This window comes from Neorhizobium sp. BT27B (genome assembly GCF_050455485.1).
GTDB lineage: Bacteria > Pseudomonadota > Alphaproteobacteria > Rhizobiales > Rhizobiaceae > Neorhizobium.
On the sequence record NZ_JBCIYT010000001.1, the window covers coordinates 24,873 to 49,056 of the forward strand.

A 24,184-nucleotide genomic window follows, 5' to 3' on the forward strand; every position below is an offset into this window, starting at 1 on the left:
AAAACAGCCGCCGCTTAACGTAGAAATGCCCGCGTCAGCCTGTGACGCGGGCATGTTGATCTCTTGACGTTACGGTATGCCGTAAGGTCAGCGTTCCCAATCTTCCTTGTCCGGCCTGGTGCCATTGCCTAGCTTGCGGTCCAGTTCCGCCGCCTGCGCTTCCGACATGCGCACTTCCAGCGTCACGGAACCGTCCTCGTTGTCCTTGCGGTCATCGACGATGGCATTGGCATAGACCCACGACACCAGCGCCAGCTTTTCCGGCGGAATGGTCACGGCGGTTTCGGTCAGCACGCCGGAAAGACGGCGCGAGATCTCGTCCATCAGCGGATCGACGCCCTCGCCGGTGACAGCGGACAGCGCCATGATGTTGTCGCGGCCCGCAGCCCGATCCGCCAATGCGTCATGCGTTTCCGGCTCAAGACGATCAATCTTGTTCCATACCTCGATGATGCGTTCGGCACCTTCCTTCTCGCCGATCCCCAGATCGGCAAGGATGCGAAGAACATCACCCGATTGGGCGGCATTGTCCGGGTCGGACATGTCACGCACATGCAGGATGAGATCCGCTTCCAGCACCTCTTCCAGCGTTGCACGGAAGGCAGCGACCAGATGCGTCGGCAGGTCGGAAATGAAGCCGACAGTATCGGAGAGAATGACCGTGCGGCCATGCGGCAGCTTCATGCGGCGCAGCGTCGGGTCGAGCGTTGCAAACAGCATGTCTTCGGCCAGAACACCCGCACCGGTGATGCGGTTGAACAGCGTCGATTTGCCGGCGTTGGTGTAACCCACCATCGCCACGATCGGATGCGGCACCTTGCGGCGCTTGGCACGGTGAAGCTGACGGGTCCGCACCACCTGCTCGAGCTCGCGCTCCAGCTTGATGATCTTGTCCTGCAACTGCCGCCGGTCGGCCTCGATCTGGGTTTCACCCGGACCACCCATGAAGCCCGCGCCACCGCGCTGGCGTTCCAGGTGGGTCCAGCTGCGAACCAGTCGGCCCTTCTGGTAGTTCAGATGTGCAAGATCGACCTGCAGCGTGCCTTCCTTCGTGGAGGCGCGGCGGCCAAAAATTTCGAGGATGAGGCCGGTACGGTCGATGACCTTGGCGCCCCATTCCTTTTCGAGATTGCGCTGCTGCACAGGCGTCAGCGGATGATCGACGATCACCAGACCGGCATCATGCTCGTCGAGCAGCGCCTTGATCTCTTCCATCTTGCCGGTGCCGATCAGGGTCGCCGGACGCGGCTGATTGACCCCAACGATCAGGCCCTGTGCGATGACAAGGTCGATGGCGCGGGCAAGCCCGATCGCCTCTTCCAGCCTGGCTTCATTGGAACGCTGAGGTGCCGCGACAAGCGGCGCATCCGTTTGGGCTCCGCGGGTCCGGTTCTGCTTGAGAACCGGCACCAGCACGAGAGCGCGCATGTCATCCCGGTGCTTTTCAGCTTCCGGGACGAGGGATTCATTCGAGGTATCGCGCGTTGCTATTTCGAAATGTCCTATCAGGCCGCGTTTTCTTCGGTCTCGAACATCTGCATCGGCTGGCCCGGCATGATGGTCGAGATCGCGTGCTTATACACGAGCTGGGAGTGTCCGTCACGGCGCAGCAAAACACAGAAGTTGTCGAACGAGGTGACGACACCTGTCAGCTTGACGCCGTTGATGAGGAAAATCGTAAGCGAGATCTTCTGCTTGCGAACTGTATTGAGGAAAAGATCCTGCAAATTCTGAGAACGTTCCGCCATGGCGCCGCTTCTTTCTTTCTTGCCGGCCTGTCGCCGGAATTATGTTTATACCCTGAGGCGCAACCCTTCCCCATCCGGAATCGGTCGCGACCGCTCATTTGCGCATGATTCCCAAACCAGATCGAGTCAGGTCCGGGAAGAGATGCGCAAAGCGAGCGAAGAGATGCAAGTTTGCAACTCCCTGTCCCCCGGCATTGGTTAGCAAATCGGGATGCGCTCCGCAATCGGCAAAACAACGTATGCGATCGGCTTTGCGGTCGCAGAAGCCGACTGCCCCTTGAAATCCAAGGGGCTCAAACGCCCAGGGATTTCAACTTGCGGTGCAGAGCCGAGCGTTCCATGCCGACGAACTCCGCCGTGCGGGAAATATTGCCGCCGAAACGGTTGATCTGCGCGATCAGATAATCACGCTCGAACATTTCACGCGCCTCACGCAGCGGCAAGGTCATGATGTGGTGATCACCGCTGCCGGCGACCTTGGGCAGCATGTCCCCCAGATCCTGCGGCAACATATCGGCCGTGATCGGTGAGTCCGGACCATCACCACGCGCCAGGATCATCAGGCGTTCGATATTGTTGCGAAGCTGGCGGTTATTGCCCGGCCAGTCATTGGCTTGCAGCACCGCCATGGCGTCGTCACCGATACGGCGATTGCGGATACCGGCCTGCTCGGACACCTGCCGCATGAAATTATCGACGAGGAACGGGATGTCTTCGCGGCGTTCGGCAAGCGCCGGCACCTTGACCGGCACGACAGCAAGGCGATGATAAAGGTCTTCGCGGAAAATACCCTCGGCGATCAGGCTTTCGAGATTGTAGGCCGTCGACGAGATGATGCGGACATCGACCTTGACGCGCTTGGAGCCGCCAACGCGCTCGAACTGCTGTTCGACCAGCACACGAAGAATCTTGTTCTGCGTCTCGCGCGGCATCTCACCAACTTCGTCGAGGTAGAGAATACCGCGATGCGCCTCTTCCAGCGCGCCGATCTTGCGCGGCTGGCCGGGTGTGCCTTCGGTGCCGAACAGCGCCACTTCCATTCGATCTGGCGTAATCGTTGCAGCATTCAGCGCAACAAACGGACCAGCTCCACGCGCCGACTTCTTGTGGATCATGCGAGCCACCAGTTCCTTGCCGGAACCGGACGGGCCGAGGATCATGATGCGGCTGTTGGTCGGCGCCACCTTGTCGATTGTCTGGCGAAGTTGCGAGACTGCGACGGACGTGCCCACCAGTTCCAGCGCGTCACCGGTGCGTTTCTTGAGCTCGGTGACTTCGCGCTTGAGCTTGGAGTTTTCCAAAGCGCGCTCGGCAATCAGGATCAGACGATCCGCCTTGAAAGGTTTTTCGATGAAGTCGAAAGCGCCGCGCTTGATGGCGGAAACCGCCGTCTCGACATTACCGTGACCGGAAATCATCACCACCGGCAGATCCGGGTGGCGTGTCTTGATCTCGTCGAGCAAGGCCAGACCGTCAAGCCGAGACCCCTGCATCCAGATATCGAGGAAAACCAGACGCGGCACGCGATCCGAGATGGCGGCGAGCGCGCTATCGGCATCGTGCGCCGTGCGAGTTTCGTGCCCTTCGTCGGACAGGATGCCGGAAACGATATCGCGGATATCCGCCTCGTCATCCACGACCAGAATATCAGACGCCATAAGCTGCTTCCTTGTTCTTATCTTCTTCGGCGTCAGCGCCCTGCAAACCTGCCGCTTCGATGCGCGGCAACAGCACCCTGATCATGGCGCCGCGGCCATGATCGAATTCGACGGGTGCATCATGCAGTTCAAGCTGACCGCCATGTTCCTCAATGATCTTCTTGACGATCGCGAGACCCAGGCCGGTGCCCTTCTCGCGCATCGTCATGTATGGTTCCAATATACGGTGGCGGTTTTCCGCCGGCAGGCCGCTGCCATTGTCGATGATGTCGGCGCAGAACAGGTCGCGCGCTTCGTCATAGGCAGCCCGCACCCAGACCTTGCGGCCCTCGCGCTCCTGATCACCCGGCACCGCCTCGATCGCCTCGACGGCATTCTTGACGAGGTTGCCGAAAGCCTGTCCGAGCATGCGCGCATCGAACATGCCGATCAGCGGCGCATCGCCGAGTTCGCGCCCGAAATCCACATGGCTCGCGCCCATTTCCCGAAGGAAAACCGCGTCGCGCAGAATATCGCGCAGGTCGGCCTGTTCCTTGGCCGGCTTCGGCATGCGGGCAAAGGAAGAAAACTCATCGACCATGCGGCCGATATCCCCCACCTGTCGCACGATCGTATCGGTGCACTGGTCAAAGACCGCGCGGTCATCCTCGTTGATTTGCTTGCCGTAACGGCGCTTCAGACGCTCGGCGGAAAGCTGGATTGGCGTCAGCGGGTTCTTGATTTCATGGGCAATGCGGCGCGCCACGTCCGCCCATGCGGTGGATCGCTGGGCGATGACGAGATCGGTAATGTCATCCAGCGTTATCACGTAGGATTCACGGCTGGACCGCTGCTCCTCGCGCGTCACCTGTACCGACAGGGTTCGCTCCTTGCCGCCACGCATCAGATTGATCTGCTTGCGAAAATCATTGCGGGCGCGGAACGTAGCTTCTTTCAGAACCTGATCGATCTCGGGCGCCACGTCTTCGAGCCGCTGGCCGATCAGCTGATCGGCATTCACACCGAGAAAATGCTCTGCAGTCGGGTTGACGATGGTGACCTGGTGGTCGTCCTCGACGCCGATGACGGCGGCCGAAACACCGGACAACACCGCCTCGATAAAGCGACGACGGTCATCAACCTCATCCTTGGCTTCAAGGATTTCGTCTCGCTGGCTGCGGATTTCCGAAATCATCTTATTGAAGGTGCGCGACAGGCTGCCGACATCGCCATCAGCCGCACGAACCGGCACGACAACGTTGAGATTGCCCGCACCGACGCTGTCGGCCGCACTGATGAGAAGCCGGATGGGCCTGACGATGCGGTCGGCGACAGCAATGGCCGTCCAGATGGCGGCAAGCAGCACGATCAACGCAAAACCGATGTAGAGAACGGCAAAGGCGACCTGCAGAGACGTACGCCCGGCCTCCATCGACTGATATTCGTCGCGGTTTTCCTCCATCAGCCGCATCGCCGACATCACCTTCGGATCAACCGCACGAACGGTGTAGAGGAAGGAGCCGGGAATGGCATCGAACTTGATGACGGCACCGACGAGATTGGTCACGCCCGGCGGGATCAGAGTCGGCTGGCCTGCCGCGGCGGTGGCCAGCGCATCCGAAGGAATGGCCGGCAGCGGCCGGTCTGTCTTGATTTCGGCTTGCGCGATGGCATCACCGTCGTCACGCACAAGAAACGCGCCGAGCAGGCCACGGCCTTTGGCCTGGCGTGTCATCAGATCAACGAAGCCGGTGCGGTCGAGGTAGAACATCGGGCGATTGCGCTCGAGGTCGTTGGCCATCGATACAGTCTGGCCCTGAAGGTAGCTGGCATTTTCCAGCATATAGGCCTTGGCGACATCAAGAGACGACTGCACGATCGATTGCGTGCGCAGCGAAAACCAGCGGTCGAGGCCGACATTCAATGTCAGACTGGCAAAGATTGCGACGAGAACTGCCGGCGTGATGGCAACGATCGAAAACAGCACGACGATGCGCACATGCAGCCGGGCTGCGGCGCGTCCACGGTTGCGGGCCTTGACCAGACGAAACACTTCGCGGGCGATGAGGTAAATCAGACCGAGAACGAAAACCGAATTCACGCCCGCCGACGCGATGACCACATTGGTGGTCGGCGCGATCGGCGTCGCCCCCAGAAGGACGAGCAGGCTGACGATCGCGCAAATAAGCGCCCCGACGGCCAGCAGAAGTCCGGGCAAGGCAAAGGTAGCCCGCCGGTCCTGAACCAGAGCCGGTGAATCCTCGTCGGTCGAAGGCGTCAGGACGCCATCTGTCATAAGCCACTCCCGACGCCGCCTGGTGCGGAATCAATGAGACAATGAGAAACTCGGCACTCTGGGGAACACCGGGCCTGAAGGCCCTGTTGCAAGAATCGCCCGCCCGCCAGAAAACCTGAGCATGCGTGACCTTTAAGCAACGCAATGTGGCGAAAATGCAACGAATATGACGCGGGTGTCAACCCGCGCCGGCTCAGCTCGTGCGCGAGCTGCGATAGACGGAAACGCCAAGCTCGCGGATTTTCTTGCGCAACGTGTTGCGGTTCAATCCCAGCAGATCGGCTGCCTTGATCTGGTTTCCGCGCGTCGCAGTCAGTGCAGCGAGGATCAGCGGATATTCCATTTCCGTCAGCACACGGTCGTAAAGGCCGGGTGGCGGCAGGTTGTCGCCGAAGCTGGCGAAATAGCTGCGCATGTTTTCCTCGACCGCCTGCGAGATCGTCAGCGAGCCGGAACGCGCGCCCATCTTGTCGATCGGGCTATCCGGCACATCGGAACGCAGTTCGCTGTCGATGATTTCGCGGGTGATAACATCCTGTGGATAAAGTGCCATCAGGCGACGGATGAGGTTTTCCAGCTCACGCACGTTGCCGGGCCAGGCATACCCCTTCATCACGTCGAGCGCTTCGGTGTCGAAACGTTTGCCGTCCAGACCTTCCTTTTCGCCCATCTGCATGAAGTGGCGGACGAGATCGGGAATGTCTTCCGCACGATCACGCAGCGGCGGCAGCCGCAGCGGCACGACGTTGAGCCGGTAATAGAGATCCTCGCGGAACAGGCCCTGATTGATGAGGACTTTCAGATCCTTGTTGGTGGCGGCCACGATGCGAACGTCGGTGCGGATGGGGGTGCGCCCGCCGACCGTCGTATATTCGCCCTGCTGCAGCACGCGCAGAAGACGTGTCTGGGCATCCATCGGCATATCGCCGATTTCATCGAGAAAGAGCGTGCCACCCTCGGCCTGCTCGAAACGACCGGTGGAGCGGTTCTGCGCGCCGGTAAAAGCGCCCTTCTCATGGCCGAACAGTTCAGACTCAATCAGATCGCGCGGGATGGCCGCCATGTTGATGGCGACGAACGGGCCGTTGCGGCGCTTGCCGTAATCATGCAGCGCGCGGGCTACCAGTTCCTTGCCGGTGCCGCTCTCGCCGGTGATCATCAGCGTCAGGTCCGTCTGCATCAGACGAGCAAGCACGCGGTAGATTTCCTGCATGGCGGCGGAGCGGCCGACCAGCGGCATGCCGTCCTGCGCATCATCGTCCAGCTTGGCCGGCTTCTTCTTCGGTTCGGCCAGCGCACGTCCGATGATGGCGATCAGCTCGGTGAGGTCGAACGGCTTTGGCAGGTAATCGTAGGCGCCCTTTTCCGACGCCTTGATGGCGGTCATGAAGGTGTTCTGGGCGCTCATGACGAGAACCGGCAGATCCGGCCGCGCCTTCTTGATGCGCGGCAGCAGATCGAAGGCGTTTTCATCCGGCATGACCACGTCTGTCACCACCAGATCGCCGTCGCCGGCGGAAATCCAGCGCCACAGCGTGGCGGCATTCGAGGTGATACGCACATCATATCCGGCGCGGGTGAGCGCCTGGTTCAGTACTGTGCGGATGGCCGCATCATCGTCGGCGACAAGGATCGTGGCGGTCATTTTACGCTTCCTGTGGAGTTCAAGGCGACGGCGTCGTCAAATGCGCTGTCTTCCTTGTGCATGGGCATCAGAACACGGAACACGGTGCGGCGCGGCTGGCTGTCGCATTCGATGATGCCGCCATGGGCGCCGATGATTTTGGCCACCAGCGCAAGGCCGAGGCCGGAGCCATTGGTCTTGGTGGTGATGAACGGGTCGAAGAGATGCGGCAGAATGTCGGAGGGGACGCCGGGACCGTTGTCGATGACGCAGAATTCGAGCGGCAGCGAAATCTTTTCGCGCGTACCGGCGACGGACAGGCGGATGCCTGGACGATAGGCGGTGGTCAGCGTGATCTCGCCGTCCGACTGGCCGCCGATCGCCTCGGCTGCATTCTTGATGAGGTTGAGAAAGACCTGGATCAACTGATCACGGTTGGCATAGACGGGCGGCAGCGACGGATCGTACAGCTCCATGAACTTGATCTCGCGGGCAAAACCGGCCTTGGCCACCGCCTTCACGTGATCGAGCACCGAATGGATGTTCAGTGCCGTGCGATCGACCGGGCGCTCGTCGGAGAACACTTCCATGCGATCGACCAGCGAGACGATACGATCTGTCTCGTCACAGATCAGCCGGGTCAGGGCGCGATCCTCGTCCGGCACGGACGTTTCCAGAAGCTGGGCTGCACCACGGATACCAGAAAGCGGGTTCTTGATCTCGTGCGCCAGCATTGATGCCAGCCCTGTGACCGAACGCGCCGCGGCACGATGGGTCAGCTGGCGGTCGATCTTGTCGGCCATGGACCGTTCCTGAAAGACGACCACAACCGAACCCGGCTCACTGGTCACCGGCGCGACATAGAGGTCCACCAGTTTTTCCTGACCAAGCCGCGGAGACGACAGGTCTACCCGGTACTCATTGACCGGAGCCTTGCGCTCGCGCACCTGATCGATCAACGCCAGCAGCGGGCTGCCGAAGGGGATGAAGGTCGAGATCTTGTTCTTCGCCAGATAGGAGGCGCTGGAGCCGAAAAACGATTCGGCCTCCCAGTTGGCAAAAGCCACCTTGCCCTCGGCATCCACCAGGATAACGGGGTTCTGAACCGAGTTCAGCACCGCCATCGCCAGTGTATTGCCGGTCGCGTTGTCCTGCGGCGTCGGTTTCGACGTCATGCGGCAGCCTTCCGTTCAGGTTGCGGTGGTCGCAACAGCAATTCACGCAAACGCGAAACCACCACAGCGGGGTCACGCTCCACCATCATTGCCGCTTTGTCGGCAGCGTCGGTGTGTGGCGCATTGCAATCGAGATACCAGCCGAGATGTTTTCGCGCATGGCGCAGACCCGCCTCGCGACCGTAAAATTCGAGCATCATTTCGTAATGATGGCAGGCGATGTCGGCGATCGCATTGACCTCCGGCACATTTGCACCGGCAAGTGCGCCGACATGCCAGGGACGCCCCTGCGCCCCACGCCCGAGCATGACCGCATCGGCGCCGGAACGACGAAGAATATCCTGCGCATCTTCGGCACTTTGCACATCGCCGTTGGCGATCAGTGGAATGGTCAGCACGTCGCGCACCGCGCGGATCGCATCCCAGTCGGCCTTGCCTTCATAAAACTGCATGCGGGTGCGGCCATGAATGGTGACCAGTTGAACGCCTGCATCCTGCGCACGACGGGCAATTTCCGGCGCGTTGATGGAATTTTCATCCCAGCCAAGGCGCATCTTCAGCGTCACGGGCACCTTTACGGCCTTGACCGTCGCTTCGATCAGCGACAGCGCATGGTCCGGATCGCGCATCAGCGCCGAGCCGGAATAACCGCCCGTCACCTTCTTGGCAGGACAGCCCATGTTGATATCGATGATATCGGCGCCCTCGCCTTCGACGATTTTTGCCGCCTCCGCCATGAATTGCGCCTCGCGGCCGGCAAGCTGCACCATATGCGGCTTGATACCTGTGCTCTTCAGGCGCTCCCACGATTCGCCACGGTTACGCACCAGTTCGCCACTGGCAATCATCTCTGTCACGACAAGGCCTGCACCATGCTGCCATGCCAGTTGCCGGAACGGCAGATCCGTCACTCCGGACATCGGCGCCAGCACGACGCGGTTGCGTATGGCGACAGGCCCGATATGGAAAGGGTCTGCAAGATCGACGACACTCAATTGATGATCTTTCGGGCACATTGGTGGGCTGCACTATTTTTATTCAGGCTTTGCGCGTTTGCCAAGAGCAATTCCAAGATTGCGTTATTTTTGAGCGACCTGCTGGAAATGGGTCTTTTGAGTCTATAGTGCTGCGCTGTCAATTATAATTCGAGCTATCGTCCGGGGACGACAAATCCATGACAATCGGCATCGTCATCGTAGCCGCGGGACGCGGCGAACGGGCCGGATCTCCGCAAGAGGGCCCGAAACAATATCGCCCGATCGGCGGACGCCCGGTCATTGCGCATACGCTGGAAACTTTTCTGAACTGGCACAGAAGCGGCCCGATCGTCACGGTCATCCATCCCGACGACGAGGGACTTTATGCCGCATCCGTATCGACCCTTCCGCGCGCGAAGGAAGTGCTGACGACATTTGGCGGCGATACCAGGCAGCGCTCTGTCTATGAGGGATTGCGCGCGCTCGCGGCCACCGGTGCGACACATGTCATGATCCATGACGCAGCGCGGCCCTTTGTCGATCTCGCGCTGCTGGACAGAATCGCTGCCACGCTCGATGCCGGTCATGACGGTGTTCTGCCGGCAATGTCGGTGGCCGACACGCTGAAACGCGGTGGAGCCGATGGCCTGGTGCATGAGACCGTTCCACGAGCCGGCCTCTATGCTGCCCAGACGCCGCAGAGTTTTGCCCTCAACGAGATCCGATCAGCACACGAGAAGGCCGCAGCGCTGCGCCGCGACGATTTTACCGACGATGCATCGATTGCCGAATGGGCCGGCCTGCCGGTGGTTCTGATCGAAGGTTCGGCCGACAACATCAAACTGACAGTGAAACGGGATATAGAAATGGCAGACGAGCGGCTTTCCAGACAGGCGACACGGATGCCCCTGCCCGACGTGCGCACCGGCAACGGTTACGACGTGCACCAGCTCGTGCCCGGCGACGGCGTGACACTGTGCGGTGTCTTCATGCCGCATGATCAGAAACTCAGCGGCCATTCGGATGCCGACGTGGCCTTGCATGCGCTGACCGACGCGCTGCTGGCCACCTGTGGTGCCGGCGATATCGGCGATCACTTTCCTCCGTCCGACATGCAGTGGAAGGGGGCCGCGTCGCGTATCTTTCTCGAGCATGCGGCAAAGATCGTGCGCGAACATGGCGGCACAATCATGAATGCCGACGTTTCCCTGATCGCTGAAGCCCCCAAGGTCGGCCCGCACCGGGAAGCGATGCGCCGCAATCTTTCCGAGTTTCTTGACATCGACATGGAGCGTTGTTCGGTGAAGGCGACAACCAATGAGACGATCGGTTTTGTCGGCCGCCGCGAAGGCATTGCTGCGATCGCAACTGCGACCGTCGTCTTCCAGAAGGATTGAGATGAGCCTGTTTCCGCCGGATATCAAAGCGACAGCCGCAAAGATCATCGCCGAGTTTACGGCGAAAGGCTTGATGGTGGTGACGGCGGAATCCTGCACAGGCGGCTTGATTGCCGGTGCACTGACCGAGATTGCCGGCTCCTCCACCGTCGTCGACAGAGGGCTGGTGACCTATACCAATGAAGCCAAGGCGGAGATTCTCGGCGTCAGCAACGAGACATTGAAGACGTTTGGTGCCGTGTCTCGCGAAACGGCCCTGGAAATGGCCGCCGGTGCCTTGAAGAATTCTCGCGCACAGATCTCCGTAGCCGTTACCGGCATAGCTGGTCCGGGTGGCGGGTCTGATGCAAAACCCGTCGGCCTCGTGCATCTTGCCGCCGGCAATCGCGACGGCAAAACCATTCACCGTGAAATGCGCTTTGGGGATATCGGCCGAAGCAGCGTGCGACTTGCCACGCTGCGTACCGCATTCGAAATGCTTCAGGACATCGCCGACGCCTGATCGTCAGGCGTAGATCTTGTCGGCCCGCGTTTCGAATGCTTCAGCAAACATGCGGAAGGCGCGGTCGAACATCGAGCCCATGACGGCACCCAGAATCATGCTCTTGAATTCGTAATCGATGAAGAAATGGACTGTGCAGCCGCCCTGCCCGTCCGGTTCGAACCGCCAGCGGTTGTCGAGATATTTGAACGGCCCTTCGATATATTTCACATCGATGACCCGCTCGGCCGGATTGAGGAGAACCTGGGTGGTGAAAGTTTCCTTGATCGCCTTGTAACCGACCGTCATGTCGGCAACGAGCAGTTCCTTGCCATCGCGCTCCTTGCGCGTGCGGACAGTGAGCGCCTCGCAGAGCGGCAGAAACTCGGGATATTTCTCGATGTCGGCCACGAGCGCGTACATCTGTTCAGGCGAATGGCGGACCGGGCGATGATTTTCGAACTTGGGCATGGTGAGCAGTTAAGCGCGCCGTTTGCGAAGATCAAGCGCGAGAACACATAAAGGCGTGCGTTTTCAACGCCGCATCTCCGCCATCATAAGTGGGAACAGTCAGCAACACTGACTGTTATTTTAACATATGCTCACATATTAACCATTGCATCCCAAAAATGTGGTTTTGGGAGCTCGCGGCCCTGATCCAAACACAAAATCTCGCGTAAAAAGCGCAATAGAAACTCAAACACCGGAATGACTCCGGAAGAAGAAGCACATGGACGACTTTACGCAGATCATGAAAATGCTCGAATCGGCACGGCAACTGGCCGACATGAACCAGTTGCCGCTCCTCGTCTATCTGATCGAAGTGGCGAAAGCCGAAGCGCGCGGCAACCGCTTCGATCTGCGCGAAAAGAAGCGCGGTGAAGCGATCGCCGGCAAGGGTGCTGCCGGCTAGAAAACCCTACTCGGCCGCCGCCAGAACCTTCTTTTCGCGCGCCGCCCTCAGACGCGCAAAATCGTCACCGGCATGGTGCGAGGAGCGCGTCAGCGGGCTGGAGGCAACCATCAGAAAGCCTTTGGTGTAGGCGACAGTCTCGTAGGACTTGAACTCTTCCGGCGTGACGAACTTTTCGACCTTGTGATGCTTGCGCGTCGGCTGGAGATACTGGCCGATGGTGAGGAAATCGACGTCAGCGGTTCTGAGGTCGTCCATCAGCTGCAGCACTTCATTGCGCTCTTCGCCAAGGCCAACCATGATGCCGGACTTGGTGAACATGGTCGGATCCAGTTCCTTCACCCGCTGCAGCAGGCGCACGGAGTGGAAATAACGCGCACCGGGGCGCACCGTCAGGTAATTGCCCGGCACCGTTTCCATATTGTGGTTAAAGACATCGGGCTTGGCGGCAACGACACGCTCCAGCGCACCCGGCTTCTTCAAAAAGTCCGGCGTCAGGATCTCGATCGTCGTCAGCGGTGAAGCCGCACGGATCGCCCAGATCACCTTTTCAAAGTGCTCGGCACCACCATCGGCCAGATCGTCACGGTCCACCGAGGTGATGACGACGTGGGACAGGCCCATTTCCTTCACCGCCTTGGCGACGTTTTCCGGTTCGGCCAGATCGAGTGCGTTGGGCTTGCCTGTGGCGACATTGCAGAAGGCACAGGCGCGGGTACAGATTTCACCCATGATCATAAAGGTGGCGTGCTTTTTATCCCAGCACTCACCGATGTTGGGACAGCCCGCCTCTTCGCAGACCGTGACGAGCTTGTGCTCCTTCACGATCGAGCGGGTTTCCTGATAACCCTTGGAGACCGGCGCCTTGACGCGGATCCATTCGGGCTTGCGCAGGACCTCGGTATCCGGCCGGTGCGCTTTTTCAGGGTGACGGATGCGCTTCTCTTCCGAGAGCGACGTCCTGTCGAGAATTGTGACCATGTTAGACTGTTCCTCCGCCGCTTGGACCTGCGACCCCCGTCAACGCCTGACGAGTTTGGCGACAAATAGCAAAATGCAAGAACCGACGAAACCCTGCACAAGGTAACCCAGCCATCCGCTGGCGACATGGATGTTGGCACTGTCGAAGATGGCATTGGCCAGCACCGCGCCGACAATGCCGATGATGATGTTCATGAATATGCCAAACCGCATATCCATTAGCTTGCCGGCGAGCCAGCCCGCCAAGCCCCCGATAATGATTGCTGCAAACCAGCCGACGCCCATTCCATTCTCCTGATATTCAAAGCCCAGATATGGTTAGGGCTTCATCCGGGCACAATGCCGGATGAAGCCCCGCAATATCAGGCGTTCAGCACGCGACCATAGGCGTCCAGCACGCTTTCCTTCATCGATTCCGAAATGGTCGGATGCGGGAAAATCGTGTGCATCAGGTCTTCTTCGGTCGTTTCCAGGTTCATGGCGACGACAAAACCCTGGATCAGTTCGGTGACTTCCGCACCGACCATGTGGGCGCCGAGCAGTTCGCCGGTCTTCTTGTCGAAGATCGTCTTGACCATACCCTGGTCTTCGCCGAGCGCGACAGCCTTGCCGTTGGCCGCAAAGGAGAAGCGGCCGACGCGAATGTCGCGGCCCTGTTCCTTGGCCTTGGCTTCCGTCAGGCCAACCGAGGCGACCTGCGGGTTGCAATAGGTGCAGCCCGGAATCTTGCTCTTGTCGGTCGCATGAACATTCGGAAGGCCGGCGATCTTTTCGACGCAGACGACGGCTTCATGCTCTGCCTTGTGGGCGAGCAGCGGACCACCAGCAACGTCGCCGATCGCGTAGATGCCGGGAACGTTGGTCTTGCCGTAACCGTCGATGACGATGAAACCACGGTCGGTCTTCACGCCAGCGGCTTCGAGGCCGATGTTTTCGATGTTCGCCTGAACGCCGACAGCCGAGATCATCCGGTCGGCGGTGATCTTTTCAGACGAACCGTCCTTCTTCTCGATGGTGGCGGTGACGGAGTTCGCACCCTTCTCGATCTTGGCGACCTTGGCCTCGAGAAGGATCTTGATGCCCTGCTTTTCGAACTGCTTTTTGGCGAAGGCGGAGATTTCCGCATCTTCGACCGGCATGACCTGGCTCATGATTTCGACGACGGTGACATCGACGCCCATGGTGCGGTAGAAGGAGGCGAATTCAATGCCGATGGCGCCCGAGCCCATGACCAGCAGCGACTTCGGCAGTTCTTCCGGCTTCATCGCTTCAAAGTAGGTCCAGATCAGCTTGCCGTCCGGCTCGATGCCCGGCAGCGCGCGCGGACGAGCACCGGTGGCAACGATGATATGCTTGGCGGTATAGGTGCCCTCGCCCAGCGTGTTCTTCGGCACCGGCCCCTGCGGCTCGACGACCGGCTTGGTGGATTTGCCGACAACGATCTCGCCCGGCTTGGTGATCTTCGCTTCACCCCAGATGATGTCGATCTTGTTCTTCTTGAACAGGAAGCCGACGCCGTTGTTCATGCGCGCCGCAATGCCACGCGAACGCGCGACGATCGCCTTGACGTCCGGCTTGATCGAGCCTTCCAGCGTCAGGCCGTAATCCTTGGCATGGGTGGCGGTGTGGAGCACGTCGGCGGAGCGCAACAAAGCCTTGGTCGGAATGCAGCCCCAGTTGGAGCAAATGCCGGCAAGATGCTCGCGTTCGACGACGGCAACCTTCATGCCGAGCTGGGCTGCACGGATAGCCGCGATATAACCACCGGGGCCGGAGCCGATTACGATAATGTCATAAGCGTTGGACATGAGCGCTTCCAATCCTCTTTTGTCATAGGCCGCAGGCGGATGCCCGAAGCCTTTGGGGATGAAAAGCGCCCGGCGTCATACCGCCAGCTTGATCGCTTCCGCTTCTGGTTCAGGCTGAACCAGCATCCCGTAGATTTCATCCTTGAGCCGCATCCGCTTCTTGCACATATCCATGAGCAGGTTGGCGTCAGCAGGCTCGCTGCTTGTATTGGCTTTGAAAACCTTCCGGTTCAGGTCTTCGTAACGCCGGCAGAGGTGGGCAAAATGCCCATCGATCTGCTGGAGATGGCGCATCAGCGCCACAAAGTCCGGAAATTCCTCAGCCAGTTCATTCGGCGTCTCAGACATGACCCACGTCCCGTTTGGTTCGAAAGGCCCAAGGCTAGGTCCGCCGCAAATTTCCTCCGTTGATCCAGATCAAAGACCAAGCATCATGCGTACGATCGGCTCCAGACCGCGACCAATTGCGCGCGTATGGTCCACCGTCAGATGCACACCATCGATCGGACTGGTCCTGGCAACCGAGCCCGCATCGAAGAAGCCGCAACCAAGATCGTCCGCCAGATCGCGATAGAGCGATGCCAGCATGGCCGATTGTTCGATACTGCCGCGAAAGATCGCCGAAAATATCGGATCAGCCGTTTCCGCAAGCGGCGGCGGCGAAACGATCAGGATATCCGGTGCGTCGTAGTCAAACGAATATTCGTGGTGGCGGATCAGACCGACCAGACGCTGAATACCGGCCCGCGCCGCATGCGCCGTCCCGGCGATCACCGGCTTCATGTCGTTCGTGCCAAGCATGATGACGACGAGATCGAGCGGTTGATGCGAATGCAGGATCGTCGGCAGGTTCTTGACGCCGTTGCGATCGCAATCGGCCAGATGATCATCATAACCGGTGGTGCGGCCGTTTAGGCCTTCGGCAATGACGGTAACACCTTCGCCGAGAGCCGCATCCAGAACGCTTGGCCAGCGATCTTCGAAAGCATGACGGCCACGACCTTCCGGGTCGTAACCCCAGGTAATGCTGTCGCCGAAGCAGAGAACGGTTTTCATATTGTCCATATGCCAGTCATTCCCTGCGAGCGAAGCTCAATACGAACAACCCGAAAGCTGCTACGTTGATCACTTGCCCTTCATCAGCGCCTCAACCTGACTTTCAAGCTCGGCAATCCGATCCTCAAAGTCACCGGTAATGAATTTCGACATCATCGTGTCTGCGGTCAGAGCATTTCGAATGCTCTTTTGACCTGTATCGAGCTTATGCAATTGCTGCTTTATATCTGCGATATCGCTGCGAATTTCTCGCAGCATCGGCACGATCATGTCTGCAAGTTCATTCGCCATCGAATACGCTCCTTCGCGCTTTCTGACTGTCGCTCCATCTCCAAATATGGATATAGAACAGCCAAAAGTCACGATCGAGTTGTAAAGCGTCGGCGACACCCACCAGGCGAAACAGGCCGCGGCTTTCACCGCGGCCAAAACACCACTACACCAGCATCGACATCGGGTTTTCGATGTAGCGCTTGAACGCGGAAGCCAGTTCCGCGCCGAGTGCACCATCGATGACGCGGTGGTCGAAGGCAAAGGTTGCCGTCATCACCGTGCCGACCTTGATCTCGCCGTTCTTGACGACCGGCTTCTCGACGCCGGCGCCGATCGACACGATCGAAGCCTGCGGCAGGTTGACGATCGACGTGAAGTTGGAGACGCCGAACATGCCGAGGTTGGACACGGAGGTCGTGCCACCCTGGTACTCTTCCGGCTTCAGCTTCTTGTCGCGGGCGCGCTTGGCCATGTCCTTCACCTCGTTGGAGATGACCGACAGGGATTTTGTTTCCGCCTTGCGAACGATCGGCGTGATCAGGCCATCCGGGATCGACACCGCAACGCCAACGTCGGCGTGTTTGTGCAGAACACGAGCGGTCGAGGTCCACGAGGCATTTGCCATCGGAACATCGCGCAGTGCAAGCGCCATCGCCTTGATGATGAAGTCGTTGACGGAAAGCTTGAAGGCCGGGACCTCGCCCTTTTCCGTCTTCTTCACCGGCGCCGACTTGTTGATCTCGGCTCTGAGCGCCATCAGCGCGTCGAGCAGGCAATCCATCGAGATCGTGTAGGACGGAACCGTCTGGGTCGACTCGGTGAGGCGTGCGGCGATCGTCTTGCGCATGCCGTCATGCGGCAGCAGTTCGTAGGAACCTTCCGCAAACAGCTTCAGCACGTTGTCGTCCGAAGGACCCTTGGCAGCGGCAGGGGCCGAAGCCTGAGACGCAGTCGCCGGAGCGGCCTTCGCCGTACCACCGGCAGCAGCCTTCTCGATATCGGCCTTGACGACACGGCCATGCGGGCCGGTGCCGGTGACGGCAGACAGGTCGAGACCGGCTTCCTTGGCCAGGCGACGGGCAAGCGGCGACGAGAAGACGCGCTTGCCATCTGCAGCAACCGGTGCAGGTGTCGACGGTGCCGGAGCAGCATCGGTCACCGGCTTTTCGGCCTTCGGAGCGTCTGCAGCCTTTTCAGCCGGAGCAGCTTCTGCCGCAGGTGCGGACGAACCCGCACCTGCGGCAGCGGCCGCAACGTCTTCGCCTTCTTCAGCGATGATGGCGATCAGGGCGTTGACCTTGACCGCTTCGGTGCCGGCCGGGACAACGATCTTGGCGATCACGCCCTCGTCCACGGCTTCCACTTCCATCGTTGCCTTGTCGGTTTCGATCTCGGCGATCACATCGCCGGACTTGACCTTGTCGCCTTCCTTGACCAGCCACTTGGCGAGGTTACCCTCTTCCATGGTCGGAGAAAGGGCAGGCATGGTGATGTTGATAGGCATCGTATCACCCTTCCTTACTTGTAGCAGACGGTCTTCACCGCCTGAATGACTTCATCGACATTCGGCAAGGCCAGCTTTTCAAGGTTGGCAGCGTACGGCATCGGAACGTCCTTGCCGGCGATCGTCAGAACCGGCGCATCGAGATAATCGAAGGCCTGCTGCATGACGCGGGTGGCGATTTCCGTGCCGACCGAGTTCTGCGGGTAACCTTCCTCGACGGTGACGAGGCGACCCGTCTTCTTGACGGATTCGATGACGGTCGGAAGATCCATCGGGCGCAGCGTGCGCAGATCGATCAGTTCGACATCGATGCCTTCCTTTTCGAGTTCGGCAACAGCCTTGACCGCGTAGGTCATGCCGATACCGAAGGAAACGATGGTGACATCCTTGCCCTTGCGGTGGATGCGCGCCTTGCCGATCGGCAGAACAAAGTCATCCAGCTTCGGCACATCGAAATGCTGACCATAGAGGATTTCGTTCTCGAGGAAGACGACCGGGTTCGGATCACGGATGGCGGCCTTGAGCAGGCCCTTGGCGTCGGCAGCCGTATACGGCATGACGACCTTGAGGCCCGGGATCTGGCTGTACCATGCCGAATAGTCCTGGCTGTGCTGGGCGCCAACGCGGGCGGCAGCGCCGTTCGGACCACGGAACACGATCGGCGCACCCATCTGGCCGCCGGACATGTAGAGCGTCTTGGCAGCAGAGTTGATGATCTGGTCGATCGCCTGCATGGCGAAGTTGAAGGTCATGAACTCGACGATCGGCTTCAGGCCCGACATCGCAGCACCGACGCCGACGCCGGCAAAACCGTGCTCGGTGATCGGGGTGTCGATAACGCGGCGCGCGCCGAATTCCTGCAGCAGGCCCTGAGTGATCTTGTAGGCGCCCTGGTATTCGGCGACTTCTTCACCCATGACGAACACGTCGCCATCGCGACGCATTTCTTCGGCCATGGCATCGCGCAGTGCTTCACGCACCGTGGTGGAGACCATTTCCGTGCCGGCCGGAATGTCCGGATCAGCTGCAACCTCGATCTTCGGCTGCGCCGGAACCTTGGCGGCAGTCGGTGTTTCCTCGGAGGCTTCGCGAGCCTTGCCGGCAGCCGCATCAGAGGCAGCAGCCGGCGTTTCGGCATCGGCCTTCGGTGCTTCAGCCGAAACGGCATCGGCGCTCTCGCCATCGGCCAGAAGCACGGCGATCTTGGTGTTGACCTTGACGTTTTCGGTGCCGGCAGCGACCAGCAACTTGCCGATCACACCTTCATCGACGGCTTCCACTTCCATGGTTGCCTTGTCGGTTTCGATTTCAGCGATCACGTCGCCGGACTTGACGGTGTCACCTTCGTTCTTCAGCCACTTGGAGAGCGTGCCCTCCTCCATGGTCGGAGAAAGCGCGGGCATCAGGATATCGATTGGCATTATAGTTCCCTCCCCGCGATCACAGCAGAATGTCGGTGTAGAGCTCGGACGCATCCGGCTCGGGATCGTTCTGGGCGAAGTCGGCACTATCCGAGACGACGTCACGGATATCCTTGTCGATCACCTTCAGGTCTTCTTCGGTGGCCCAGCCGTTTTCGAGCACGCGCAGACGGACCTGTTCGATCGGATCCTGCTCGGAGCGCATCTTCTGCACTTCTTCCTTCGTGCGGTACTTGGCCGGGTCGGACATCGAGTGACCACGGTAACGATAGGTCAGCATTTCGAGAATGATCGGACCCTTGCCGGCGCGGCAATGGGCGAGCGCCTCTTCACCGGCAGCCTTGACGGCACGCACATCCATGCCATCCACCTGGATGCCGGGAATGCCGAAGCCGGAGCCGCGCAGCGAGTAGTTCGACTGCGCCGTTGCACGGGCGGTCGAGGTACCCATGGCGTAACGGTTGTTCTCGACGATATAGATGATCGGCAGTTTCCAGAGAGCAGCCATGTTGAAGCTCTCGTAGACCTGACCCTGGTTGGCAGCGCCGTCACCGAAATAGGCGACCGAAACAGAGTCATTGCCGCGATAGGAGTTCGCAAAAGCGAGACCGGTACCGAGCGAAACCTGCGCACCGACGATGCCGTGACCGCCGTAAAAATGCTTCTCTTTCGAGAACATGTGCATCGAGCCGCCCTTGCCGCGGGAATAACCACCCTGGCGTCCGGTCAACTCGGCCATGACGCCGCGCGCGGTCATGCCGGCTGCGAGCATGTGACCATGGTCACGATAGGCGGTGATAACCTGATCACCTTCCTTCTGGGCCATCTGCATGCCGACTACGACAGCTTCCTGGCCGATATAGAGGTGGCAGAAGCCGCCGATAAAGCCCATGCCGTAAAGCTGGCCGGCCTTTTCTTCAAAACGGCGGATGAGCAGCATTTCACGATAGGCGTGAAGCTCGTCTTCCTTGCCGAAATCCGGCGTGTTCTTGCCGGTAAATTCCTTGGAAACGTTCTTGGTTGCAGACTTTGCCGCGGATCTGCGGCCGGATGTAGACGCGGTTTTAGCAGGCGCCATCAATCCCTCCCTATGTACTGCGCTTATCGAAGTAGGGCCCGCCCAAGCCAATGTGGCGCGTCCCGGTTTCGAGGCGTAACATAGGGACAAAAGCACGCCCCAGCAATGCCATATTTGCATGGCTCACATGCTTGATAAACCTATGATTTATCAAGAAAAATCGAGATTAACTCAAATCAGGTTAAGTTAGCGACTGCCGTTAAAAATGACAATCTCGTCCGTGCGCGAGACATTCAGCTGGTAACGCGCCGTCTCGTCGAGCATATCCCGCTCCATGGAGCCATCACTGAGCAACGCGACCTGGCGCTCGAGCGCCTGACGTTTTTCAGTCAGCTTGGCAAGGTCGTCTGCGCGCAGCACGCGCTGGCGCTCGAATTCCTCCGTTGCGATCAACCCGAGATCACCATGGACGGAATGATAACCGAAATAGGAAAGAAAAGCGACGGTGATGGCCGGAAGGACAAATCGGCCCAGTTTTCTCTGTTTGTGATGTTTGGTCCACATGCTCGTTCCGAAATCCCGTCACGCAATAAACGAGTCGCAGGTTCGCAGAACTTGTTTAAGCAATCGTTGACCATATCGCCGACGCTGCAGATACGAAAAAGCCCGCGCCTTGCGGCACGGGCCTTGAAGTATGAAATCAGCCCTCAGCAGAGCCGACCGGCCTTTTAAGCCTTAAGGATCGAACGACCGGCATAAACAGCCTGCGGGCCGAGCATTTCCTCGATACGGATCAGCTGGTTGTACTTGGCAAGACGGTCGGAACGCGACAGCGAGCCGGTCTTGATCTGACCGCAGTTGGTGGCAACAGCGAGATCGGCGATCGTAGAGTCTTCGGTTTCGCCCGAGCGGTGCGACATGACGGCGGTGTAACGTGCCTTGTGAGCGGTCTCGACGGCGTCGAGCGTTTCCGTCAGCGAGCCGATCTGGTTGACCTTCACGAGGATCGAGTTGGCAGTGCCCATCTTGATACCGTCGCGCAGGCGAGCCGAGTTGGTGACGAACAGATCGTCGCCGACCAGCTGAACCTTGTCGCCGATCTTGTCGGTCAGGTATTTCCAGCCAGCCCAGTCGTCTTCAGCCATACCGTCCTCGATCGAGATGATCGGGTATTTTGCAGCCAGTTCGGCCAGATAGTCAGCCATGGCTTCCGGCTCGAGCGCGCGGCCTTCGCCTTCCATCTCGTATTTGCCGTTCTTGAAGAATTCGGTCGAAGCGCAATCGAGGCCGAGGAATACGTCGTCGCCCGGCTTGTAACCGGCCTTTTCGACCGACTTCATGATGAAGTCGAGGGCTTCCGGCGCGCTCTTCAGGCCCGGAGCGAAACCGCCTTCGTCACCAACGTTGGTGTTGTGGCCCTGTGCGCCCAGTTCATTCTTGAGGACGTGAAAAATTTCCGAACCGATGCGAACGGCTTCGGAAAGCGATTCCGCGCCGACCGGCATGATCATGAATTCCTGGAAATCGATCGGGTTGTCGGCATGCGCGCCGCCGTTGATGATGTTCATCATCGGAACCGGCAGGACGTGAGCGGCTGCACCACCGATGTAACGGTAAAGCGGCAGACCGGACGATTCGGCAGCAGCCTTGGCGACAGCGAGCGACACGCCGAGGATGGCGTTGGCACCGAGACGCGACTTGTTCGGCGTGCCGTCCAGCGCGATCATGGTCTTGTCGATGTGGATCTGGCTTTCGGCATCGAAACCGCCGATGGCATCGAAGATTTCCGTGTTGACGGCTTCAACGGCCTTCAGAACACCCTTGCCGCCATAACGCTTGCCGCCATCGCGAAGCTCGACGGCTTCGTGCGCGCCGGTCGAGGCGCCCGACGGAACGGCTGCACGGCCCATCGTGCCGTCTTCGAGATAGACGTCGACCTCAACGGTTGGGTTACCGCGGCTGTCGAGGATTTCGCGGGCAATGATATCGGTAATGGCAGTCAAGGGTCTCTCCTCAGGTTGACGGGCTTCAAGCGGTCACTGAAAATGGCTCACAATCAATGACACGGCAATTACAGTGCAGGCACTTTTGGTTCCTTGACGGTGATCAAAAGCGCAATTTGTCACACAGGCTTTATCACGCAGCCTTGGCAATGGCATCGAATGCCAAAAGCTTTTCCAGCAGCTTTGGCATGTCCTTCAAATGCACCATGTTCGGGCCATCCGATGGCGCATTGTCCGGATCCTCATGAGTCTCGATGAAGACGCCGGCGACACCGACAGCCACCGCTGCGCGCGCCAGAGTCTCAACGAACTCACGCTGACCGCCGCTCGAGCCACCCTGCCCGCCCGGCTGCTGTACCGAGTGGGTAGCGTCGAAGACGACCGGCGAACCAAGCGACGCCATGATCGGCAGCGAGCGCATGTCGGACACCAGCGTATTATAGCCGAACGAGGCGCCTCGCTCGCACAGCAGCACGTTGCCGTTGCCGCTTTCCGTGAATTTAGCCTGGACGTTCTTCATGTCCCAGGGCGCCAGAAACTGGCCCTTCTTGACGTTGATGGCGCGGCCGGTCTTGGCGGCAGCCACCAGAAGATCGGTCTGGCGCGACAGGAAGGCCGGAATCTGCAGGATATCCACCGTCTCGGCGACGACTGCGCACTGCTCTTCGGTGTGGATGTCGGTGAGAACCGGAAAACCGAACTCCTTCTTGAGATCGGCAAAGATCTCCATCGCGGTATCAAGCCCGATGCCGCGTTTGCCGGCGATCGAGGTGCGGTTCGCCTTGTCGAAGGAGGATTTGTACACCAGGCCGATGCCGAGCTTGCCGCAAAGCTCAGACAGAGTGCCGGCGATCATGAAGGCATGATCGCGGCTTTCCATCTGGCAGGGGCCGGCAATCAGGGAGAGTTTCTTGCTGTTGGAAAAAAGGACCTGCTTGGCCCCCTCGCCGACGGTTACTTCGGCCTTGGCGCTGACAGCCATGATCACTCCTCGAAAGCAAATACGGCACCCTGTCCGGGCGCCGGGGCAACCACGATGCGACTGCCCTTATCCATGAATGCGACGTCATTAGCAGCAAGCACCGCCCGTGTCACGGCAAGATCGGGAACACGGAATATCACCGCGGCACGGCCAAGACCGGTTCGCGACAATGACGCCGCATCGCCTGCGGAAGAAAACGTGTCGGCAAAGGTTTTGGCGTCAACGAGCCTTAAAACCGCATTGCTTGCGGCAAACCTGTGATCACCGAAATCGAATTTTTCAGCGCTTGCATCAAGCACGGTCCCAATCCGCTCGACGTCTTCCTGCGTATTCCCCGCCAGCAGAACAACCTGGGACAAAGCCGCGACACCATTTTCATGACGTTCCAGCGCCGATCGATCTGCCGGCAGGGGATCGAGCCGCTGGCATGTGAAGACGCCGAAAGAATCAGCGTCACTCCGCGCCGCAAAGGCCAGCCGAAAACGGGCCAGTTTTTCGGTCCCGTCCGGCAATTTGGCAAATCTCGAAAATTCCAGCATCTTGCCGGCAGAGACCCCGGCCTCGACAAACCGGGCATCATCCGCCTGCGCATCGTCGGTTGCCAGCGCCATGGCGGACAGTCCCTCCTCACCTGCAGGAGTGCGAAACTCACCATCCTGCCGGACAAACACGTTTCCATCGGCGAATGCCTGATCATAGGCAGCCTGATCCACTATGGAAAGCGGCTCGAGATAAGTACCGTCACCCATGAAAACACAGGCATTTCCCGTCCCGAAGGGATGGGCGGCATCTGCAGCCACGGTGAAGCCCAGTGCTTTCAATCGGCGGCGGGCGCCATCAAGCGACATGGTCGGCAGGACGAGATGATCGATCGTGAACATGGCAGCCCA

General features: G+C 59.6%; 24 protein-coding genes. 3 read left to right on the forward strand and 21 right to left on the reverse strand.

All coding sequences use genetic code 11. The features are described from left to right. Positions 1-87 precede the first annotated feature (87 nt). The 7 genes from hflX to dusB all read right to left on the reverse strand — a co-directional run bounded on the left by hflX (position 88) and on the right by dusB (position 9,496). A complete protein-coding gene (hflX, locus tag AAIH70_RS00115; protein WP_430032677.1) occupies positions 88-1,428 on the reverse strand; it encodes a GTPase HflX in 1,341 nt (446 codons plus the stop codon). Between the two features lie 77 nt (positions 1,429-1,505). Then, positions 1,506-1,748, reverse strand: a complete 243-nt coding sequence (gene hfq / locus AAIH70_RS00120) for an RNA chaperone Hfq (protein ID WP_007757453.1) — start codon at positions 1,746-1,748, stop codon at positions 1,506-1,508. Positions 1,749-2,041: 293 nt separating this feature from the next. Continuing rightward, complete coding sequence (locus AAIH70_RS00125) at positions 2,042-3,406, reverse strand: sigma-54-dependent transcriptional regulator (protein WP_132273523.1); 1,365 nt, start codon at positions 3,404-3,406, stop codon at positions 2,042-2,044. Then, a complete protein-coding gene (locus tag AAIH70_RS00130) occupies positions 3,396-5,681 on the reverse strand; it encodes a sensor histidine kinase NtrY-like (RefSeq protein WP_132273522.1) in 2,286 nt (761 codons plus the stop codon). Before AAIH70_RS00130 ends, AAIH70_RS00125 begins: the two co-directional genes overlap by 11 nt. Before the next feature lie 193 nt (positions 5,682-5,874). Next, positions 5,875-7,326, reverse strand: a complete 1,452-nt coding sequence (gene ntrC, locus AAIH70_RS00135; protein ID WP_132273521.1) for a nitrogen regulation protein NR(I) — start codon at positions 7,324-7,326, stop codon at positions 5,875-5,877. After that, entirely contained in the window at positions 7,323-8,480 is a 1,158-nt protein-coding gene (locus AAIH70_RS00140; protein ID WP_132273520.1) for a two-component system sensor histidine kinase NtrB, read from the reverse strand. The genes ntrC and AAIH70_RS00140 overlap by 4 nt, the downstream gene beginning before the upstream one ends. Continuing rightward, a complete protein-coding gene (dusB, locus tag AAIH70_RS00145) occupies positions 8,477-9,496 on the reverse strand; it encodes a tRNA dihydrouridine synthase DusB (protein WP_132273519.1) in 1,020 nt (339 codons plus the stop codon). Before dusB ends, AAIH70_RS00140 begins: the two co-directional genes overlap by 4 nt. A 158-nt stretch (positions 9,497-9,654) precedes the next feature. Between dusB and AAIH70_RS00150 the strand changes: the two genes are divergently transcribed. Then, positions 9,655-10,854, forward strand: coding sequence for a bifunctional 2-C-methyl-D-erythritol 4-phosphate cytidylyltransferase/2-C-methyl-D-erythritol 2,4-cyclodiphosphate synthase (locus AAIH70_RS00150; protein WP_132273518.1), 1,200 nt, complete (start codon positions 9,655-9,657; stop codon positions 10,852-10,854). Position 10,855: 1 nt separating this feature from the next. Next, complete coding sequence (locus AAIH70_RS00155; protein ID WP_132273517.1) at positions 10,856-11,356, forward strand: CinA family protein; 501 nt, start codon at positions 10,856-10,858, stop codon at positions 11,354-11,356. Between the two features lie 3 nt (positions 11,357-11,359). Here AAIH70_RS00155 and AAIH70_RS00160 read toward each other — a convergent pair whose 3' ends face one another. Beyond that, a complete protein-coding gene (locus AAIH70_RS00160) occupies positions 11,360-11,806 on the reverse strand; it encodes a type II toxin-antitoxin system RatA family toxin (RefSeq protein WP_132273516.1) in 447 nt (148 codons plus the stop codon). 259 nt (positions 11,807-12,065) lie between these two features. Here AAIH70_RS00160 and AAIH70_RS00165 point away from each other — a divergent pair, with 259 nt between their 5' ends. Further along, positions 12,066-12,248 carry a hypothetical protein gene (locus AAIH70_RS00165; RefSeq protein WP_132273515.1) on the forward strand — a complete coding sequence of 61 codons (183 nt, stop codon included), beginning with the start codon at positions 12,066-12,068 and terminating at the stop codon, positions 12,246-12,248. A 6-nt stretch (positions 12,249-12,254) separates the two neighbouring features. Here the strand turns inward: AAIH70_RS00165 and lipA are convergent, their stop codons facing one another. From lipA to AAIH70_RS00230, 13 genes are all read right to left on the reverse strand, one after another. Continuing rightward, on the reverse strand, positions 12,255-13,229 hold the full coding sequence (lipA, locus tag AAIH70_RS00170; protein WP_132273514.1) for a lipoyl synthase: 975 nt from the start codon (positions 13,227-13,229) through the stop codon (positions 12,255-12,257). Between the two features lie 39 nt (positions 13,230-13,268). After that, entirely contained in the window at positions 13,269-13,514 is a 246-nt protein-coding gene (locus AAIH70_RS00175; protein WP_132273513.1) for a GlsB/YeaQ/YmgE family stress response membrane protein, read from the reverse strand. A 77-nt stretch (positions 13,515-13,591) separates the two neighbouring features. After that, complete coding sequence (gene lpdA / locus AAIH70_RS00180) at positions 13,592-15,037, reverse strand: dihydrolipoyl dehydrogenase (protein ID WP_132273512.1); 1,446 nt, start codon at positions 15,035-15,037, stop codon at positions 13,592-13,594. Between the two features lie 75 nt (positions 15,038-15,112). Next, positions 15,113-15,385 carry a YdcH family protein gene (locus AAIH70_RS00185; protein WP_132273511.1) on the reverse strand — a complete coding sequence of 91 codons (273 nt, stop codon included), beginning with the start codon at positions 15,383-15,385 and terminating at the stop codon, positions 15,113-15,115. Between the two features lie 69 nt (positions 15,386-15,454). Next, positions 15,455-16,093 carry an SGNH/GDSL hydrolase family protein gene (locus AAIH70_RS00190; protein WP_132273800.1) on the reverse strand — a complete coding sequence of 213 codons (639 nt, stop codon included), beginning with the start codon at positions 16,091-16,093 and terminating at the stop codon, positions 15,455-15,457. A 69-nt stretch (positions 16,094-16,162) separates the two neighbouring features. Continuing rightward, positions 16,163-16,384 carry a hypothetical protein gene (locus AAIH70_RS00195; RefSeq protein ID WP_132273510.1) on the reverse strand — a complete coding sequence of 74 codons (222 nt, stop codon included), beginning with the start codon at positions 16,382-16,384 and terminating at the stop codon, positions 16,163-16,165. Positions 16,385-16,529: 145 nt separating this feature from the next. Further along, the gene (locus AAIH70_RS00200) at positions 16,530-17,870 is read right to left on the reverse strand and encodes a pyruvate dehydrogenase complex dihydrolipoamide acetyltransferase (RefSeq protein WP_132273509.1); all 1,341 of its coding nucleotides are present in this window, start codon (positions 17,868-17,870) and stop codon (positions 16,530-16,532) included. Between the two features lie 14 nt (positions 17,871-17,884). Continuing rightward, on the reverse strand, positions 17,885-19,291 hold the full coding sequence (locus AAIH70_RS00205) for a pyruvate dehydrogenase complex E1 component subunit beta (RefSeq protein ID WP_132273508.1): 1,407 nt from the start codon (positions 19,289-19,291) through the stop codon (positions 17,885-17,887). 19 nt (positions 19,292-19,310) lie between these two features. After that, positions 19,311-20,369, reverse strand: a complete 1,059-nt coding sequence (pdhA, locus tag AAIH70_RS00210; RefSeq protein ID WP_132273507.1) for a pyruvate dehydrogenase (acetyl-transferring) E1 component subunit alpha — start codon at positions 20,367-20,369, stop codon at positions 19,311-19,313. A 186-nt stretch (positions 20,370-20,555) separates the two neighbouring features. Then, complete coding sequence (locus tag AAIH70_RS00215) at positions 20,556-20,873, reverse strand: FtsB family cell division protein (RefSeq protein ID WP_132273506.1); 318 nt, start codon at positions 20,871-20,873, stop codon at positions 20,556-20,558. A gap of 164 nt (positions 20,874-21,037) precedes the next feature. Further along, positions 21,038-22,312, reverse strand: coding sequence for a phosphopyruvate hydratase (gene eno, locus AAIH70_RS00220; protein WP_132273505.1), 1,275 nt, complete (start codon positions 22,310-22,312; stop codon positions 21,038-21,040). A 133-nt stretch (positions 22,313-22,445) separates the two neighbouring features. Beyond that, positions 22,446-23,294 carry a 3-deoxy-8-phosphooctulonate synthase gene (gene kdsA, locus AAIH70_RS00225; RefSeq protein ID WP_132273504.1) on the reverse strand — a complete coding sequence of 283 codons (849 nt, stop codon included), beginning with the start codon at positions 23,292-23,294 and terminating at the stop codon, positions 22,446-22,448. Positions 23,295-23,296: 2 nt separating this feature from the next. Next, complete coding sequence (locus tag AAIH70_RS00230) at positions 23,297-24,175, reverse strand: VOC family protein (RefSeq protein ID WP_132273503.1); 879 nt, start codon at positions 24,173-24,175, stop codon at positions 23,297-23,299. Between the last annotated feature and the right edge of the window lie 9 nt (positions 24,176-24,184).

Bases quoted from the DNA above. Each gene is read 5' to 3' on its own strand.
- hflX (WP_430032677.1), bottom strand. From the start codon at position 1,428: ATGCGCGCTCTCGTGCTGGTGCCGGTTCTCAAGCAGAACCGGACCCGC.
- hfq (WP_007757453.1), bottom strand. From the start codon at position 1,748: ATGGCGGAACGTTCTCAGAATTTGCAGGATCTTTTCCTCAATACAGTT.
- AAIH70_RS00125 (WP_132273523.1), bottom strand. From the start codon at position 3,406: ATGGCGTCTGATATTCTGGTCGTGGATGACGAGGCGGATATCCGCGAT.
- AAIH70_RS00130 (WP_132273522.1), bottom strand. From the start codon at position 5,681: ATGACAGATGGCGTCCTGACGCCTTCGACCGACGAGGATTCACCGGCT.
- ntrC (WP_132273521.1), bottom strand. From the start codon at position 7,326: ATGACCGCCACGATCCTTGTCGCCGACGATGATGCGGCCATCCGCACA.
- AAIH70_RS00140 (WP_132273520.1), bottom strand. From the start codon at position 8,480: ATGACGTCGAAACCGACGCCGCAGGACAACGCGACCGGCAATACACTG.
- dusB (WP_132273519.1), bottom strand. From the start codon at position 9,496: ATGTGCCCGAAAGATCATCAATTGAGTGTCGTCGATCTTGCAGACCCT.
- AAIH70_RS00150 (WP_132273518.1), top strand. From the start codon at position 9,655: ATGACAATCGGCATCGTCATCGTAGCCGCGGGACGCGGCGAACGGGCC.
- AAIH70_RS00155 (WP_132273517.1), top strand. From the start codon at position 10,856: ATGAGCCTGTTTCCGCCGGATATCAAAGCGACAGCCGCAAAGATCATC.
- AAIH70_RS00160 (WP_132273516.1), bottom strand. From the start codon at position 11,806: ATGCCCAAGTTCGAAAATCATCGCCCGGTCCGCCATTCGCCTGAACAG.
- AAIH70_RS00165 (WP_132273515.1), top strand. From the start codon at position 12,066: ATGGACGACTTTACGCAGATCATGAAAATGCTCGAATCGGCACGGCAA.
- lipA (WP_132273514.1), bottom strand. From the start codon at position 13,229: ATGGTCACAATTCTCGACAGGACGTCGCTCTCGGAAGAGAAGCGCATC.
- AAIH70_RS00175 (WP_132273513.1), bottom strand. From the start codon at position 13,514: ATGGGCGTCGGCTGGTTTGCAGCAATCATTATCGGGGGCTTGGCGGGC.
- lpdA (WP_132273512.1), bottom strand. From the start codon at position 15,037: ATGTCCAACGCTTATGACATTATCGTAATCGGCTCCGGCCCCGGTGGT.
- AAIH70_RS00185 (WP_132273511.1), bottom strand. From the start codon at position 15,385: ATGTCTGAGACGCCGAATGAACTGGCTGAGGAATTTCCGGACTTTGTG.
- AAIH70_RS00190 (WP_132273800.1), bottom strand. From the start codon at position 16,093: ATGAAAACCGTTCTCTGCTTCGGCGACAGCATTACCTGGGGTTACGAC.
- AAIH70_RS00195 (WP_132273510.1), bottom strand. From the start codon at position 16,384: ATGGCGAATGAACTTGCAGACATGATCGTGCCGATGCTGCGAGAAATT.
- AAIH70_RS00200 (WP_132273509.1), bottom strand. From the start codon at position 17,870: ATGCCTATCAACATCACCATGCCTGCCCTTTCTCCGACCATGGAAGAG.
- AAIH70_RS00205 (WP_132273508.1), bottom strand. From the start codon at position 19,291: ATGCCAATCGATATCCTGATGCCCGCGCTTTCTCCGACCATGGAGGAG.
- pdhA (WP_132273507.1), bottom strand. From the start codon at position 20,369: ATGGCGCCTGCTAAAACCGCGTCTACATCCGGCCGCAGATCCGCGGCA.
- AAIH70_RS00215 (WP_132273506.1), bottom strand. From the start codon at position 20,873: ATGTGGACCAAACATCACAAACAGAGAAAACTGGGCCGATTTGTCCTT.
- kdsA (WP_132273504.1), bottom strand. From the start codon at position 23,294: ATGGCTGTCAGCGCCAAGGCCGAAGTAACCGTCGGCGAGGGGGCCAAG.
- AAIH70_RS00230 (WP_132273503.1), bottom strand. From the start codon at position 24,175: ATGTTCACGATCGATCATCTCGTCCTGCCGACCATGTCGCTTGATGGC.